Annotated in this window: 15 protein-coding genes; 4 read left to right on the plus strand and 11 right to left on the minus strand. The window is 69.2% G+C overall.

What is annotated here, in order from left to right:
• Positions 1-92: 92 nt before the first annotated feature.
• The 4 genes from F6X53_RS02400 (at position 93) to F6X53_RS02415 (ending at position 2,734) form a co-directional block, all read left to right on the plus strand.
• Entirely contained in the window at positions 93-473 is a 381-nt protein-coding gene (locus tag F6X53_RS02400) for a response regulator (RefSeq protein WP_150996857.1), read from the plus strand.
• 99 nt (positions 474-572) lie between these two features.
• Positions 573-1,982, plus strand: a complete 1,410-nt coding sequence (locus F6X53_RS02405; protein WP_150996860.1) for an FAD-binding oxidoreductase — start codon at positions 573-575, stop codon at positions 1,980-1,982.
• Between the two features lie 180 nt (positions 1,983-2,162).
• Positions 2,163-2,408, plus strand: coding sequence for a hypothetical protein (locus F6X53_RS02410; protein WP_150996862.1), 246 nt, complete (start codon positions 2,163-2,165; stop codon positions 2,406-2,408).
• 131 nt (positions 2,409-2,539) lie between these two features.
• A complete protein-coding gene (locus F6X53_RS02415; protein WP_150996864.1) occupies positions 2,540-2,734 on the plus strand; it encodes a hypothetical protein in 195 nt (64 codons plus the stop codon).
• A 108-nt stretch (positions 2,735-2,842) separates the two neighbouring features.
• Here F6X53_RS02415 and F6X53_RS02420 read toward each other — a convergent pair whose 3' ends face one another.
• The 11 genes from F6X53_RS02420 to F6X53_RS02470 form a co-directional block, all read right to left on the minus strand.
• Entirely contained in the window at positions 2,843-4,417 is a 1,575-nt protein-coding gene (locus F6X53_RS02420) for a SpoVR family protein (protein ID WP_150996866.1), read from the minus strand.
• A gap of 102 nt (positions 4,418-4,519) precedes the next feature.
• Positions 4,520-5,821, minus strand: a complete 1,302-nt coding sequence (locus F6X53_RS02425; RefSeq protein WP_150996868.1) for a YeaH/YhbH family protein — start codon at positions 5,819-5,821, stop codon at positions 4,520-4,522.
• A gap of 111 nt (positions 5,822-5,932) precedes the next feature.
• A complete protein-coding gene (locus F6X53_RS02430; RefSeq protein WP_150996870.1) occupies positions 5,933-7,885 on the minus strand; it encodes a PrkA family serine protein kinase in 1,953 nt (650 codons plus the stop codon).
• A 253-nt stretch (positions 7,886-8,138) separates the two neighbouring features.
• The gene (locus F6X53_RS02435) at positions 8,139-8,582 is read right to left on the minus strand and encodes a 4-aminobutyrate aminotransferase (RefSeq protein WP_150996872.1); all 444 of its coding nucleotides are present in this window, start codon (positions 8,580-8,582) and stop codon (positions 8,139-8,141) included.
• Positions 8,583-8,688: 106 nt separating this feature from the next.
• Positions 8,689-9,108, minus strand: a complete 420-nt coding sequence (locus F6X53_RS02440) for a hypothetical protein (RefSeq protein ID WP_150996874.1) — start codon at positions 9,106-9,108, stop codon at positions 8,689-8,691.
• Positions 9,109-9,217: 109 nt separating this feature from the next.
• Positions 9,218-9,715 carry a MerR family transcriptional regulator gene (locus F6X53_RS02445; protein ID WP_238297175.1) on the minus strand — a complete coding sequence of 166 codons (498 nt, stop codon included), beginning with the start codon at positions 9,713-9,715 and terminating at the stop codon, positions 9,218-9,220.
• Between the two features lie 95 nt (positions 9,716-9,810).
• The gene (locus tag F6X53_RS02450; protein WP_150961941.1) at positions 9,811-10,137 is read right to left on the minus strand and encodes an integration host factor subunit alpha; all 327 of its coding nucleotides are present in this window, start codon (positions 10,135-10,137) and stop codon (positions 9,811-9,813) included.
• A gap of 131 nt (positions 10,138-10,268) precedes the next feature.
• Positions 10,269-11,246, minus strand: coding sequence for a beta-ketoacyl-ACP synthase III (locus F6X53_RS02455; protein WP_150996876.1), 978 nt, complete (start codon positions 11,244-11,246; stop codon positions 10,269-10,271).
• A gap of 22 nt (positions 11,247-11,268) precedes the next feature.
• Positions 11,269-12,303 (minus strand): phosphate acyltransferase PlsX, encoded by a 1,035-nt coding sequence (gene plsX / locus F6X53_RS02460; RefSeq protein WP_150996878.1) that lies wholly within the window; start codon positions 12,301-12,303, stop codon positions 11,269-11,271.
• A 165-nt stretch (positions 12,304-12,468) separates the two neighbouring features.
• Positions 12,469-12,978 (minus strand): YceD family protein, encoded by a 510-nt coding sequence (locus F6X53_RS02465; RefSeq protein ID WP_150996880.1) that lies wholly within the window; start codon positions 12,976-12,978, stop codon positions 12,469-12,471.
• Positions 12,975-13,523, minus strand: coding sequence for a ubiquinol-cytochrome C chaperone family protein (locus F6X53_RS02470; RefSeq protein ID WP_150996882.1), 549 nt, complete (start codon positions 13,521-13,523; stop codon positions 12,975-12,977). Before F6X53_RS02470 ends, F6X53_RS02465 begins: the two co-directional genes overlap by 4 nt.
• Positions 13,524-13,747: the final 224 nt, after the last annotated feature.

Here is a 13,747-nt window from a genome sequence, read left to right on the forward strand (position 1 = left end):
GTTCCCGGTGGCCGCGCGATCGGGTACGGCGACACGCGATGAAATCCCGAGCCGGCCTTGCAACTTAACCCAGATCAACCCGTTCGCCTTCGATGACCCAGAATCGCGTGCAGCGGGCCGTCGCCGTGGTGGCCGAGGACGAGCCCATTCTCCGCCTGGAGGCGGTCGATTTCCTGGAGGAGGCCGGCTTCGAGGTTCTCGATGCCGCCGACGCGGTCCAGGCGCTCCGGCATCTCGAGCAGCACCCGGACGTGTGCCTCCTGTTCACCGACGTGCAGATGCCGCCGGGCGGCATGACCGGCCTCGACCTCGCGCGCGAGGTCGCCGAGCGCTGGCCCCTCACCGCGATCGTGATCTGCTCGGGCATCGCCGAGCCGGACCCGGCGACGCTCCCGAGCACGGCCCGGTTCGTCCCCAAGCCGTTCCTGCCGAGCCGCATGCGGACGATCCTCAAGGGCGTCGCCGACCGCTGACGCGGTGACGGATCGCGGCGCGCCTGCCCCTTCCGGCGGATGCGCCGGCCGGATATGTCGGGCCTGACCCCGCAGATCCGCCCTCCGCACAGGTTGAGCATGAACGCCCCCGCCCCCCGCCAGCGCCCCGATCCCGAGACCGTCGCGCGGGTCGTCACGGCGCTCGAAGCCCGGTTCGGCGCGCGGGTCGCCACCGGCCTGTCCCAGCGCGAGCAGCATGCCAGCACTCTCACCTGGGTCCCGAACCAGCCTCCGGACGCCGTGGTGTTCGCCGAGAGCACCGAGGAGGTGCAGGCCATCGTGCGGATCTGCGCCGAGCACCGGATGCCGGTCATCGCCTTCGGGACGGGCTCGTCCCTCGAAGGCCATGTCAACGCGCCCTATGGTGGCATCTCCATCGATCTCTCGGGCATGAACCGCGTGCGCGCGGTCCATGCCGAGGATCTCGATTGCGTGGTCGAGGCCGGAACCACCCGCAAGACGCTGAACGCGCATCTGCGCGACCAGGGCCTGTTCTTCCCGATCGATCCCGGCGCCGACGCCTCGCTCGGCGGCATGGCGGCGACCCGGGCGTCCGGCACCAACGCGGTCCGATACGGCACGATGCGCGACTGCGTGCTGGCGCTGACCGCGGTGATGCCCGACGGCGCGATCGTCCGCACCGGCAGCCGCGCCCGCAAGAGCTCGGCCGGCTACGACCTGACGCGGCTCCTCGTCGGCTCGGAGGGCACCCTCGGGATCATCACCGAGCTGACGCTTCGCCTCAGCGGCATCCCGGAGGCGATCTCGGCGGGGATCTGCCCGTTCCCGAGCATCGGCGCCGCCTGCGATGCCACCATCGTGACGATCCAATCGGGCCTGCCGATCGCCCGGATCGAACTCCTCGACGAGGTCCAGGTCCGGGCCTGCAATGCCTACGCGAAGCTCAGCCTGCCCGAGACCCCGCTCCTCCTCGTCGAGTTCCACGGCTCGGACGCCTCGGTCCGGGAGCAGGCCGAAAGCTTCGGCGAGATCGCGGCCGAGCAGGGCGGCGGCCCCTTCACCTGGGCGACGCAGGCCGAGGAGCGCAGCCGCCTCTGGCAGGCCCGCCACGACGCCTACTGGGCCGCCATGAGCCTGCGGCCCGGCGCCAAGGCGATCTCCACCGATGTCTGCGTGCCGATCTCGCGGCTCGCCGAATGCGTCGAGGCGTCCAAGGCCGACATCGCCGAGAGCGGGCTCGTGGCGCCGATTGTCGGGCATGTGGGCGACGGCAACTTCCACTGCCTGCTCCTCGTCGATCCGGAGGCGCCCGACGAGGTCGCCCGGGGCAACGCCCTGATCGACCGTCTGGTGCGCCGGGCGCTCGCCATGGACGGCACCTGCAGCGGCGAGCACGGCATCGGTCAGAAGAAGATCCGCTTCATGGCGGAGGAGCACGGGCCCGGCGCCCTGGCGCTGATGCGGGCGCTCAAGCAAACCCTCGATCCGCACGCGATCATGAATCCCGGCAAGGTGCTGGAGGCCTGATCCCCACGGCGCGCTACCGCACCGAGGGGTGCCCTTGCGGCCCCCGAGGGCGAACCCCCGGCCTCACGGCCACGTTGGTTGAGGCTAGACCAAGACGGGGCCTAACCTGCCTGCCGAACCTGCATGGATCGCGATGGCGGCCGGACGGCCCGGGGAGTCGCTGCCACGGAGGTCGCCGCCATGCCTACCGAAGCCCGCCGCGCCGAGTTCGCCCAGAAGGCCCTCGATTGCTACGCGCATGCCCACGCCACGGTGCGCCGCTGGCGCACCGCCCACCCGGCCGACGACGTCGCGGAATGCGACATCGTCGATCTCATCACCGACCTGCTGCTGCTCGCCCGCCTCCGGGGGCACGACCCGGCCACCATCGTCAGCAAGGCCGAGCGCCACGTCTACGCCGAGACCGGGCACCAATACGGGCCCTGAGCCAGGCCCCCGCAACCGCCGATGTGCGAGGCGGCACCACGAAACGTTTCAGCCCGTGCGACGAAACATTTGCGCAAACACCGTTCGCTACACGTCTCGCGACCCAATCGGACGAAGCGGAGGCAGCACAGATGAACGTTGCAGTTCAGGCCCAGCCTCTTGCCGTCGTGGTGTTCGCCCTCGCCCTCGCGGTGGCGCCGATCGCCAATCCCCTGCTCCTCGCTCTCGTCCTCATCCTCGGCGGCACGGTCGCGGCCTATCGCGGCGCCAGCGACCTCGTGGCGATCGCCCGGGAGGACGAGGTGGTGTTCCGCCACTTCATCTGAGCGCGACCCGGAGCACCGCCCCGATCCCGGCCGCTCGGCGCAGCCTGAGAGGGTCGAGAAGCCGCGGATCGCTCTATCCGTCCCGGCCGCTCGCGCTCCTCGAAAATCTCAGAAGAAGATCGGCCTGGCGCTCGCCACATGCTCGCCGAGCAGGCTGCCGGTCGACGGATCGACCTCCTTCAGGACCACGTCGTAGCCCCAGAGGTCAGCGAGGTGCTGCAGCACGCGCCGGGCGTCGTCCTTCTGCAGCGTGATGCGGTTCAGCGCCTTGTGGTGCAGGATCAGGCGGCGGTCGCCTTCGAGGTCGACATCCACCACCTCGATATCGGGATCGAGCCAGGCGACGTCGTATTGCCGGGCAAAGGAGCGGCGCATCTTGCGGTAGCCGCGCTCGTCGTGGATCGCCTCGACCCGCAATTCCGGCTCCTCGGGATCATCGACCACGTGGAACATGCGCATCTCGCGCATCAGCTTCGGGCTCAGGAACTGCGCGATGAAGCTCTCGTCGCGGTAATTCTCCCAGACGTCGCGCAGAACCGCCATGGCGTCGCCAGTGCCGGCGATCTCCGGGAACCACTGGCGGTCCTCGGCGGTGGGCTGCTCCACGATGCGGGCGATGTCCTGCATCATCGCGAAGCCGATCGCGTAGGGGTTGTGGCCGCCATAGGACCGCTCGTCGTAATTCGGCTGGCGGATCACGTTGGTGTGCGATTGCAGGAATTCGAGATAGGCCGCCTCGCCGATCAGCCCCTTCTCGGAGAGGGAATTCATGATCCGGTAATGGCAATAGGTGGCGCAGCCCTCGTTCATCACCTTGGTCTGGCGCTGCGGGTAGAAATACTGCGCCACGAGGCGGACGATGCGCAGGATCTCGCGCTGCCAGGGGCGCAGGCGCGGGGCGGCCTTCTCCAGGAAGTAGAGGATGTTCTCCTGCGGCAGTTCGAGGAGCGCGCGGCGGCGCTCGGCGGCGAGGTCCGGGCGCGAGCCCGCCGCCTTCTGCGGCAGCGTGCGCCAGAGGTCGTTGTAGATCTGCTCGCCGTGCTGCTCGCGCTCGCGCTCGCGCCGCTGCTCGGAGGCGAGGTCGGGGCGCTTCTTGCGGGGATAGCGGTGGACGCCCTGGCTCATCAGGGCGTGGGCGGCATCGAGCACCTGCTCCACGGCCTGGTGCCCGTAGCGCTCCTCGCAGCGTGAGATGTAGCTCTTGGCGAAGTCGAGATAATCGAGGATGCCCTCGGCATCGGTCCATTGCCGAAAGAGATAGTTGTTCTTGAAGAAGTGGTTATGGCCGAAGGCCGCGTGCGCGATGACGAGGGTCTGCATCGTCGCCGAGTTCTCCTCCATCACGTAGGAGATGCACGGGTCGGAATTGATGACGATCTCGTAGGCCAGCCCCATCAGGCCGCGGCGGTAGCCCGCCTCGTGCTGGGCGAAGTGCTTGCCGAAGGACCAGTGCTTGTAGAACAGCGGCATGCCGATCGACGCGTAGGCGTCGAGCATCTGCTCGGCCGTGATGATCTCGATCTGGTTCGGATACCAGGACAGGCCGAGCTCGGGGCCGGCGACGGCCTCGCAGGCGTCGTGGATGCGCCGGATCGTGTCGAAATCCCAGTCATTGCCGGTGAAGAGCGGCGTCGCCGATCCGGAGATGATCTGGGGCTTCGTGCGGCTCAGGCTGCCGACCATGCAAGCGGTCCTCTTCCTCGACCCCGACTCGCTCCCCGCGCTCGGGGAGACGCCTTCGCGAGGACGGGCGACGCCCGGCCCCCCATGACCTTATCCCGGCCCCTAAGCCCCCGCCTCGGCCCGCGCGTCCTTGCGGCCGAACAGCTCGCGGAAGACCGGGTAGATCTCGCGGCGGTGGTTGACCTTGCGCATCGCGATGGCGCCCCCCGATTTCGCGAGGCCCTCATAGGTCCGCCACAGGGTGGTGCGGTGCTCGACGAAGCCCGCGCGGGGGCCGTTCTCGTCGCCGACCTCCAGATAGGCGAAATGCTGGCAGGCCGGCAGGATGTGGCTGCGCAGGAGCTCCGTCGCGGTCGGCCCGTCCGACGAGACGTTGTCGCCGTCGGACGCCTGGGCCGCGTAGATGTTCCAGTCATCGGGCGAGTAGCGCTCGGCGATGACGCGCTTCATCTCGACGAGAGCCGAGGAGACCAGGGTGCCGCCGGTCTCGCGCGAGCCGAAGAAGGTCTCCTCGTCGACCTCCGTCGCCCGGTCGGTGTGGCGGATGAACACGATCTCCACGTGCCGGTAGCGCCGCGTCAGGAAGATGTGCAGCAGGATGTAGAACCGCTTGGCGAGGTCCTTCATGTGCTCGGTCATCGAGCCCGAGACGTCCATGAGGCAGAACATCACCGCCTGGGCGACGGGGCGCGGATAGGGCTCGAAGCGGCGGTAGCGCAGGTCGATCGGGTCGACGTAGGGGATGCGCTTCGAGCGCTCGCGCAGCATCTCCAGGGCGAGCTGCAGGTCGGGCAGCGCCGGATCGCCCGGCCGCATCTCGGCGATGCGGGCTTCCAGCGCGGCGATCTCCTCGGGCTTCGGGCGCTTCAGGGCGATGCGCCGCGACATCGAGTTGCGCAGCGTCCGGCCGAGGGCGAGGTTGGCGGGCGAGCCCGTCACCGTGTAGCCGGCCCGGCGCAGGCCCTCCGTCTCCACCACCGCGAGGCGGCGCTTGGCGAGGTCGGGCAGTTCGAGATCCTCGAGGAACAATTCGAGGAACTCCTCCCGGGTCAGGACGAAGCGGAAGGCGTCCTCGCTGTTCTCTCCCCCCTCGCCGCCCTCGCCGGAGCCGCTGCCGCCCCCGCCGCCGGGCGGGCGCTCGATGCGGTCGCCCTCCACGTAGGTCTTGTTGCCGGGCAGGATGTGGTCCTGAAGGCCGGTGCCGGGCTGGCGCGAGAAGCGCGGCTCGCGCACCCCGTCGACCGGGACCGAGACGCGGCCGTCCTTGCCGAGATCCTTGATGTCCTTCTCGCGGGCGGATTCCCGCACCGCGCGCTGGGCCACATCCTTGACCCGGCGCAGGAAGCGCTGCCGATTGGCGAGGCTCTTGCCGCCTGGATTGAGCCGACGGTCGACGATGTGCATCCGGTCTCTTCGCCTTCGCCCTCAAGTCTCGGCCGGTTCAGTATTCCCGGCCGATCGCCCGAAACTGTGGCGGTGGAGGGTCCAAAACCGTTCCCCCGGAGCGGGGGAGGCTCACCCCGCCTGCTTCACCCGCATGTACCACTCGACGAGGCGGCGCACCTGACGCTCGGTATAGCCGCGATCGACCATCCGCTCGACGAACTCGCCGTGCTTCTTCTCGGTCTCGCCGTCCTTCTTGGAACCAAAGGAGATGACGGGCAGCAGTTCCTCGACCTGGCTGAACATGCGCCGCTCGATCACCTCGCGCAGCTTCTCGTAGCTCGTCCAGCTCGGGTTGCGGCCCCCGTGCTGAGCCCGCGAGCGCAGCGCGAACTTGACGACCTCGTTGCGGAAATCCTTCGGATTCGCGATGCCGGCCGGCTTCTCGATTTTGGTGAGCTCCTGGTTCAGGAGCTCGCGGTTGAGGAGCTGCCCGGTCTCGGAATCCTTGAAGTCCTGATCCTCGATCCAGGCGTCCGCGTAGTCGATGTAGCGGTCGAACAGGTTCTGCCCGTAATCGTGGTAGGATTCGAGATAGGCCTTCTGGATCTCGTGGCCGATGAACTCGGCGTAGCGCGGGGCCAGCTCGGTCTTGATGAATTCGAGGTAGCGCTTCTCGGTCTCGGGCGGCAGCTGCTCGCGCCGGAGCGCCTGCTCCAGCACGTACATCAGGTGGACGGGGTCGGCCGAGACCTCGGTGGTGTCGTGGTTGAAGGTCGCGGCCATCACCTTGAAGGCGAAGCGGGTCGAGATCCCGTCCATGCCCTCGTCGACCCCGGCCGTGTCCTTGTATTCCTGCATCGAGCGGGCCCGGGGATCGACCTCCCGGAGGCTCTCCCCGTCATAGACCCGCATCTTGGAGAACAGGTTCGAGTTGGCGTGCTCGCGCAGGCGCGACAGGACCGAGAACCGGGCCAGCATCTCCAGGGTGCCGGGAGCGCAGGCGGCCTGCGCCAGCTCGGAGCCCGAGACCAGCTTCTCGTAGATGCGCTGCTCCTCCGTGACCCGGAGGCAGTAGGGCACCTTGATGACGTAGATGCGGTCGATGAAGGCTTCGTTGTTCTTGTTGGTCTTGAAGGTCTGCCACTCGGCCTCGTTCGAGTGGGCCAGGATCACGCCCGTGAACGGGATCGCGCCGATATTCTCGGTGCCGACATAGTTGCCCTCCTGCGTCGCCGTGAGCAGCGGGTGGAGCATCTTGATCGGGGCCTTGAACATCTCGACGAATTCGAGGACGCCCTGGTTCGCTCGGTTCAGCCCGCCCGAATACGAGTAGGCGTCGGGGTCGGCCTGGGACAGGGTCTCGAGGCGGCGGATATCGACCTTGCCGACGAGGCTCGAGATGTCCTGGTTGTTCTCGTCGCCGGGCTCGGTCTTGGCGATGCCGATCTGGCGCAGGCGCGAGGGCCTGACCTTGATCACCGTGAACCGCGAGATGTCGCCGTTGAACTCGTCGAGGCGCTTGAGGGCCCAGGGGCTCATCAGCCCAGTGAGGCGCCGGCGCGGGATGCCGTAGCGGCTCTGGATCTCCTCGCCCATGGTCTCGGGGTCGAACAGGCCGAGCGGGCTCTCGAAGACCGGCGAGACCTCGTTGCCGGCCTTGAGCACGTAGATGGGGTGGACCTCCATCAGGGCCTTCAGGCGCTCGGCGAGCGACGACTTGCCGCCGCCGACCGGGCCGAGGAGGTAGAGGATCTGCTTGCGCTCCTCGAGCCCCTGCGCGGCGTGGCGGAAGAACGAGACGATCCGCTCGATCGTCTCCTCCATGCCGTAGAACTCGGAGAAGGCCGGGTAGGTCCGGATCGTCCGGTTCATGAAGACGCGGCCGAGGCGGGCGTCCTTCGAGGTGTCGACGAATTCCGGCTTGCCGATGGCGTCGAGGATGCGCTCGGCCGCGCTCGCATACATCAGCGGCTCGTCGCGGCAGGCATCGAGGAACTCGGAGAGGCTCATCTCCGCGTCGCGCCGAGCCTCGTACCCTCTGGCGAAGCTCTGAAACAGGTCGTTCGTCGACTGCAACGGCATTCGATAACCCCTTCCACGACGGAGACAGCTTCATCCTGTCTCGCCTCGGATGCAACTGACAGGCCCGCTTTTGTCGCAGTGCGGTCAACAGGCCATTCGGGCGTGTGATGCGTGCAACAGGTCCCGCGATCACATCGCCCGATCCGTCTCCGTTCCCTCAAAACTCGGTTCTGTCGGCCGTGCCGTTCTGGGCGCCACCCGAAGTGCAGCGTCGCCGAAGAACTGTGCACGGCCGGCGTCTCACGGCCTCGGATCAGAGATCCGTGCTGTCCTTCTTGGCATCCCCGTCCTTCTTCGCGGGTGCGGCCCCGACCGTGATCTTGATGTTCTGGGTCTGAACTTGGCCATCCGAGGTCTTGATCTCGAACGTCACCTCGTCCGATCCGGTGAAGCCGTCCTTGCTCTGGTAGAACAGACCCTGCACGGCGACCTCCTTGTTGGGGCAGCGATAGGTCGCGGGGGTCTTCTGCTTGCCGACCTTGTTGATCGTCGCGCCGTTCTTGGGCGCCACGGTGATGCGGAATTCCGGCATCGGCCCGGCCGAGCAATCCTTCTTCAGGTTCGGCACGATGGCGAGGCGGACCGACTTACCGCTCGCGGCGGTCTCGCTCTTCGTGATCGTGGTCTGCGCCAGGGCGGGCGCGACCGCGAGAAGGCTGCCGGCGACGAGCGCGACGAGCGGGCGGACGGCTGTCATGAAGCGGGTTCTCCTGGCTGAGGCGACCTCCCGCCGACCCCGGCGGACTGGATCGCTGGCCCCCTCGATGTGGGGATCGCCAGCGTCGCCGTCGAGGCCCGCCCGCCTATTCCTGGAGCGCGGCGGCCACCGCCCCGGTGATCCGGGCGATCTGGGCCGCGTTGAACTCGCCCGCCAGCACCGCAGCGAGCTTGCGCTCGATCCGCGCCCGCTCGCCGATGTCGGAGATCGGCGTCACCGGGATGTCGGCCTCCTTGAGGCGGCAGGCCTTGCGGATGGTCTCGGCCGCCTGGAGCAGGGTGTCGCGATCGGCAGGGCCCATGTCCCAGAGGGGGCTGCGCAGCCGGCTGATCACCCGCCGGGCGTCGCGGTACTCGCTATCGACGCTCGTCAGGGCCTCGATCTGGCTGACCAGGAACATCAATTCCAGCACCTCGGCGGCCGCGTCCGGACAGATCCGGACGATCCGCATCACGCGGCTGATCAGCTCCTGGGTGGGCGACATCGGCTGGCGGGGCGCGCTCATGCGCCGGTAACGCCGATCCCACCGCAAAGTTCGATCGGAAATTGCACGGAGATCGCGGTGGACAACCGGAAAAGGCGCCGCGCCCGCAAGGGCTTGCGGGATGCGCCCCTCAAGCCTCCGGGGGCGCCCGCAGGGCCGCGAGGGCGCTGCGGCAGGCATAGAGCTCGGCCAGGGCCGCCTCGATCGCGGCGCGGCCGGTCTCGGCCAGGAACGCGCCGGGTTCCGGCAGCCCGGCGCCGGCCTCCGCCTCGACCTCCTGGGCCTGCGGCGCCGCCACGTCGGCCTCGCCGCGCCCGACCGCCTGGACGAAGCGCGCGCCGCTCTCCTTGAGGATGCGCTGGGCGCCCTTGATCGTGTAGCCCTGGCCGTGGAGCAGGTGGCGCACGCCGCGCAGGAGGTCGACATCCTCGGGGCGGTAATAGCGGCGCCCGCCCGCCCGCTTCACCGGGCGGATCTGCGAGAACCGCGTCTCCCAGAAGCGCAGGACGTGCTGGGGCACGTCGAGATCCTCGGCCACCTCGCTGATGGTCCGGAAGGCGCCCGGGCGCTTCTCGGGGCCGGCGCGGTCATCCTCGGGCGGCCCATCGGTCATGGCTGCGAGCGACATGGTCGGGCCCTCCTCGAGGTGCTCCGGCGACGGCGGCCGGGGGCTGGACGGGGTTCAGGAAGCCGGGGCGCCGGGCGCGCGGCCCGGCGATCGGCTCAGTCGTCGGAATCGTCGTGGGGACCCGCACCGTTGAGGCCGTTGATGCGGGCCTTGAGGACGTTCGAGGGCTTGAACACCATGACCTGGCGCGGCTCGATCGCCACCTCGACGCCGGTCTTCGGGTTGCGGCCGACGCGCTTGCCCTTGCTGCGCACCACGAAGGAGCCGAACGAGGACAGCTTCACGGTCTCGCCCTGCGACAGGCAGGCACAGATCTCGGACAGCACGGTCTCGACGAGGGCCGCGGATTCCGTCCGCGAGAGTCCGACCTGCTGGTAGACGGCCTCGCTCAGATCGGCGCGTGTGACCGTCTTCCCTGACATGCGTTTGCCCCCTCGGCGATTCGACGATTGTTGCGTATCTCTATGATCCGCCACGCTAATCCGCGTTCATGCCGGGGTCAACCGCGGGCCCCGGCATGGTTTCGGGAAAATGGCCGGGAGGGCCCGGCGCATCACCAGCGGATCAGGGCGGCGCCCCAGGTGAAGCCGCCGCCGATCGCCTCGATCATCACGAGGTCGCCCTCCTGGATGCGGCCGTCCTTGCGGGCGACGTCGAGGGCCAGCGGGATCGAGGCCGCCGAGGTGTTGCCGTGCCGGTCGACGGTGAGCACCACCTTGTCGCGGGCGATGCCGAGCTTGTCGGCCGAGGCCTCGATGATCCGGCGGTTGGCCTGGTGCGGCACGAACCAGTCGAGCTCGTCGGCGGTGGTGCCGGAGGACCGGAAGGCATCCGCGATCACGTCCGTGACGGAGCCCACCGCGAAGCGGAACACCTCCTTGCCGGTCATGCGCAGATGGCCGGTGGTGCCGGTCGAGCCCGGCCCGCCATCGACGTAGAGCTTCTCGCGGTGGCGCCCGTCCGAGCGCAGGCTCGCAGTCAGGACGCCGCGGTCGTCGCGGGTGCCGGCCGCCTCGCGGGCCTCCAGCACGATGGCGCCGGCGCCGTCGCCGAACAGCACGCAGGTGGTCCGATCCTCCCAGTCGAGGATCCGCGAGAAGGTCTCGGCGCCGACCACGAGGGCGCGCCGGGCGCTGCCCGTCGTCAGGAACTTGTCGGCGGTGGCGACCCCGTAGACGAAGCCGGCGCAGACCGCCTGGAGGTCGAAGGCCGCGCCCTGGTGGATGCCGAGCCCGGCCTGGATCTGGGTCGCGGTCGACGGGAAGGTGTGGTCCGGCGTCGAGGTGGCGCAGATGACGAGGTCGATATCCTCGGGCCCGAGCCCCGCATCGTCGAGGGCCGCCCGGCAGGCGCGGATGCCGAGGACCGAGGTGGTCTCGCTCGCGTCGGCGAGGTAGCGCTGGCGGATGCCGGTGCGCTGGACGATCCAGTCATCCGAGGTCTCGACGCGCTGGGCGAGGTCGTCATTCGTCACGACCCGGGCCGGGAGGCTCGAGCCGCAGCCGACGATGACGGAACGCAAGGCTACCATGGTGATCCTTCCCCCGCGGGCCTCAGGCCGAGACCACGGCGGGCGTCTGGTCGAGCATGTCGCGGATGGTCCGCATCAGGTCGTGTCGGGCCATGTCATGGGCAAGGTCGATCGCGGCCGCGAAGCCTTGCGCATTCTCCGAGCCGTGGCTCTTGATGACGATGCCCTCGAGGCCCAGGAACACGCCGCCATTGGCCCGGCTCGGATTCATCTTCTCGCGCAAGGCCTCGAAGGCCTGGCGGGCGAAGAAATAGCCGATCCTGGCCGACAGCGTCCGGCTCATGGCCGCGCGCAGATAGGCGCCGATCTGCTTGGCGGTGCCCTCGGCGGTCTTGAGGGCGATGTTGCCGGTGAAGCCCTCCGTCACCACCACGTCGACGGTGCCGCGGCCGAGATCGGTGCCCTCGACGAAGCCGTGATAGGCGAAATTCGCGAGTTCGAGCTCGCGCAGGAGCCGGGCGGCCTCCTTCACGGCCTCGTTGCCCTTCATCTCCTCGGTGCCGACATTGAGGAGCCCCACCGTCGGGCGGTCGAGGTCGAACACGATCCGGGCCATGGCGGCCCCCATCACGGCCATCTCGACGAGATGCTCGGCATCCGTCCCGATGGTGGCGCCGACATCCAGCACGACGCTCTCGCCGCGCACGGTGGGCCACAGGCAGGCGATCGCCGGGCGCTCGATGCCCGACATCGTCTTGAGGCAGATCTTCGACATCGCCATCAGGGCGCCGGTATTGCCGGCCGAGACCGCGGCGTCGGCCTGCCCGTCGCGCACCGCCTGGATCGCCTGCCACATGGATGACTTGCCGCGGCCCTGGCGCACCGCCTGACTCGGCTTGTCGTCCATCGCGATGGCGACCGTGGTGTGGCGGATCTCGACGGCGCCCTTGAGGCGCGGCTCGGCCGCCACGAGGGGCGCCAGGATCGCCTCGTCCCCGAACAGCAGGAAGGTCATGTCGGGATGGCGCTCGCGGGCGAGGCCTGCGCCCGGCACGACAGTCGACGGCCCGTGGTCGCCGCCCATGGCGTCGAGCGAGATGCACACCCGTTGAGACATAATGTTCGCGTCGCGGCCTCTGAGCGAAGGGCTGCCGGCCCGCGGCCCAGAATGGTGCGTGGACCCCCGCCCGGCGGGGCGGAAAATAGCGATCCAGGCCCGTCGGGCAAACGAATTCTGTGTGCCGACCCGGCCGCGACCCGGCCGCGACCCGGCGCAGATGCCTCAGGCCTCGTCGGAGCGCAGGCGCCGGAGGTCGTCGAAGGGCTTGATGTCGGCGCCCGCCTGCGTCGGCTCGTAGCTAATGCCGGGCTTGCGCGGATAGGGATCGAGGCCGAGCGCCAGGAACTCGGCGGTGAGCACGCCGAAATCGATGCGGCCGCCCACGATCGGGTCGGGCACCTCGACATCCTCCGCATCCGTGCCGGCGAGCTGGTCGGTGTTCGTGAACGCGACCTCGACGGGCTCCGAGACCATTGCCTCGAAGGGTTCGAGGCTCACGGTGCAGACCTGCGTCACCGTCGCCTCGACGGTGCCGGTGACGAGGAGCTGGCTGAGGGAGCCCGAGAGGTCGAAACGGCCGACGAGGCCGCGAATACCCGGGATGCGGAAATCCCTCGCGAGGGCATCGCACTCGGCCTGGGTCGCCTCCACCGTGACCACGCCGCGCCCCTGCGGCAATCGCTCCACGTTCATGGGCCGCGAGAGCGGGCCGATGCTGGCGTCTCGGGTCATGCGCCATCTCCATGTTGGGCCGGATCCGGGAAGATCGGGCCGGGGCCGAGCAAGCGGTCGAGGTCGCCCTGCGCGAGCGCCGCGTCGCTCGCCGTCACATAAGCGGCGAGACCCCGCGCCGCATCGGGGTCCTCGCGCCCGAGCACGTTACGGGCGAGCACCGCCGCGAGCGCTCCCCGGTCGCCGGCATCGAGGGCGGCCTCGTAGCCGGCGGCGCGGCCGTAGAAGGCGGCGCCGAGCTTCTTCATGCGCTTGGGCACCCCGAAATCACCGACGCCGAGCTCGCGCAGGGATGCGTCGAGCTGGAGGAAGACCGAGTTCACGAGGTCCTGCGCCACGTCGGCCGCCGGTGCGGGCAGCTGCTTGAGGCGCCGCAAGATCAGGATGACGTGCAGGCACAGGCACTCGAAGCGGCCCTCGACGCTGTCCGGCACGCCGAGCGCGGTGTAGAGCGCGGGCTGGCGCGAGGCGTCGTTGATGCGCAGGTGCAGGGCCTCGACGGCGCGGCGGCGCGCGTCGTTGCGGCGAAAGAACCGGCCGATCATGCTGTCCCCGCCATGCCGGCGCGCCGGTCCCTGCCCGAGCTCGTCCGGGAGCGCCCGCGGGTGCCCCAACGCGCGCCCTGTGCGTCCCGTCCCGGGTGTGGCCGTGCTTGCCTTGTCAAAACCATAACCCCGCGGTACGGCAACCCACGGCCAAGGTGCAAGCGCCCCCGCGGCGCTCCCGACCGGGTGCCGCAAACGCGTCTGGTTTCGCAACAAGATCAAGG

The sequence above is a fragment of the Methylobacterium soli genome, assembly GCF_008806385.1.
Taxonomy (GTDB): Bacteria; Pseudomonadota; Alphaproteobacteria; order Rhizobiales; family Beijerinckiaceae; genus Methylobacterium; species Methylobacterium soli.

Excerpts from the sequence above, each read along its gene's own strand:
- F6X53_RS02400 (WP_150996857.1), top strand. The coding sequence starts at position 93 with ATGACCCAGAATCGCGTGCAGCGGGCCGTCGCCGTGGTGGCCGAGGAC.
- F6X53_RS02405 (WP_150996860.1), top strand. The coding sequence starts at position 573 with ATGAACGCCCCCGCCCCCCGCCAGCGCCCCGATCCCGAGACCGTCGCG.
- F6X53_RS02410 (WP_150996862.1), top strand. The coding sequence starts at position 2,163 with ATGCCTACCGAAGCCCGCCGCGCCGAGTTCGCCCAGAAGGCCCTCGAT.
- F6X53_RS02415 (WP_150996864.1), top strand. The coding sequence starts at position 2,540 with ATGAACGTTGCAGTTCAGGCCCAGCCTCTTGCCGTCGTGGTGTTCGCC.
- F6X53_RS02420 (WP_150996866.1), bottom strand. The coding sequence starts at position 4,417 with ATGGTCGGCAGCCTGAGCCGCACGAAGCCCCAGATCATCTCCGGATCG.
- F6X53_RS02425 (WP_150996868.1), bottom strand. The coding sequence starts at position 5,821 with ATGCACATCGTCGACCGTCGGCTCAATCCAGGCGGCAAGAGCCTCGCC.
- F6X53_RS02430 (WP_150996870.1), bottom strand. The coding sequence starts at position 7,885 with ATGCCGTTGCAGTCGACGAACGACCTGTTTCAGAGCTTCGCCAGAGGG.
- F6X53_RS02435 (WP_150996872.1), bottom strand. The coding sequence starts at position 8,582 with ATGACAGCCGTCCGCCCGCTCGTCGCGCTCGTCGCCGGCAGCCTTCTC.
- F6X53_RS02440 (WP_150996874.1), bottom strand. The coding sequence starts at position 9,108 with ATGAGCGCGCCCCGCCAGCCGATGTCGCCCACCCAGGAGCTGATCAGC.
- F6X53_RS02445 (WP_238297175.1), bottom strand. The coding sequence starts at position 9,715 with ATGTCGCTCGCAGCCATGACCGATGGGCCGCCCGAGGATGACCGCGCC.
- F6X53_RS02450 (WP_150961941.1), bottom strand. The coding sequence starts at position 10,137 with ATGTCAGGGAAGACGGTCACACGCGCCGATCTGAGCGAGGCCGTCTAC.
- F6X53_RS02455 (WP_150996876.1), bottom strand. The coding sequence starts at position 11,246 with ATGGTAGCCTTGCGTTCCGTCATCGTCGGCTGCGGCTCGAGCCTCCCG.
- plsX (WP_150996878.1), bottom strand. The coding sequence starts at position 12,303 with ATGTCTCAACGGGTGTGCATCTCGCTCGACGCCATGGGCGGCGACCAC.
- F6X53_RS02465 (WP_150996880.1), bottom strand. The coding sequence starts at position 12,978 with ATGACCCGAGACGCCAGCATCGGCCCGCTCTCGCGGCCCATGAACGTG.
- F6X53_RS02470 (WP_150996882.1), bottom strand. The coding sequence starts at position 13,523 with ATGATCGGCCGGTTCTTTCGCCGCAACGACGCGCGCCGCCGCGCCGTC.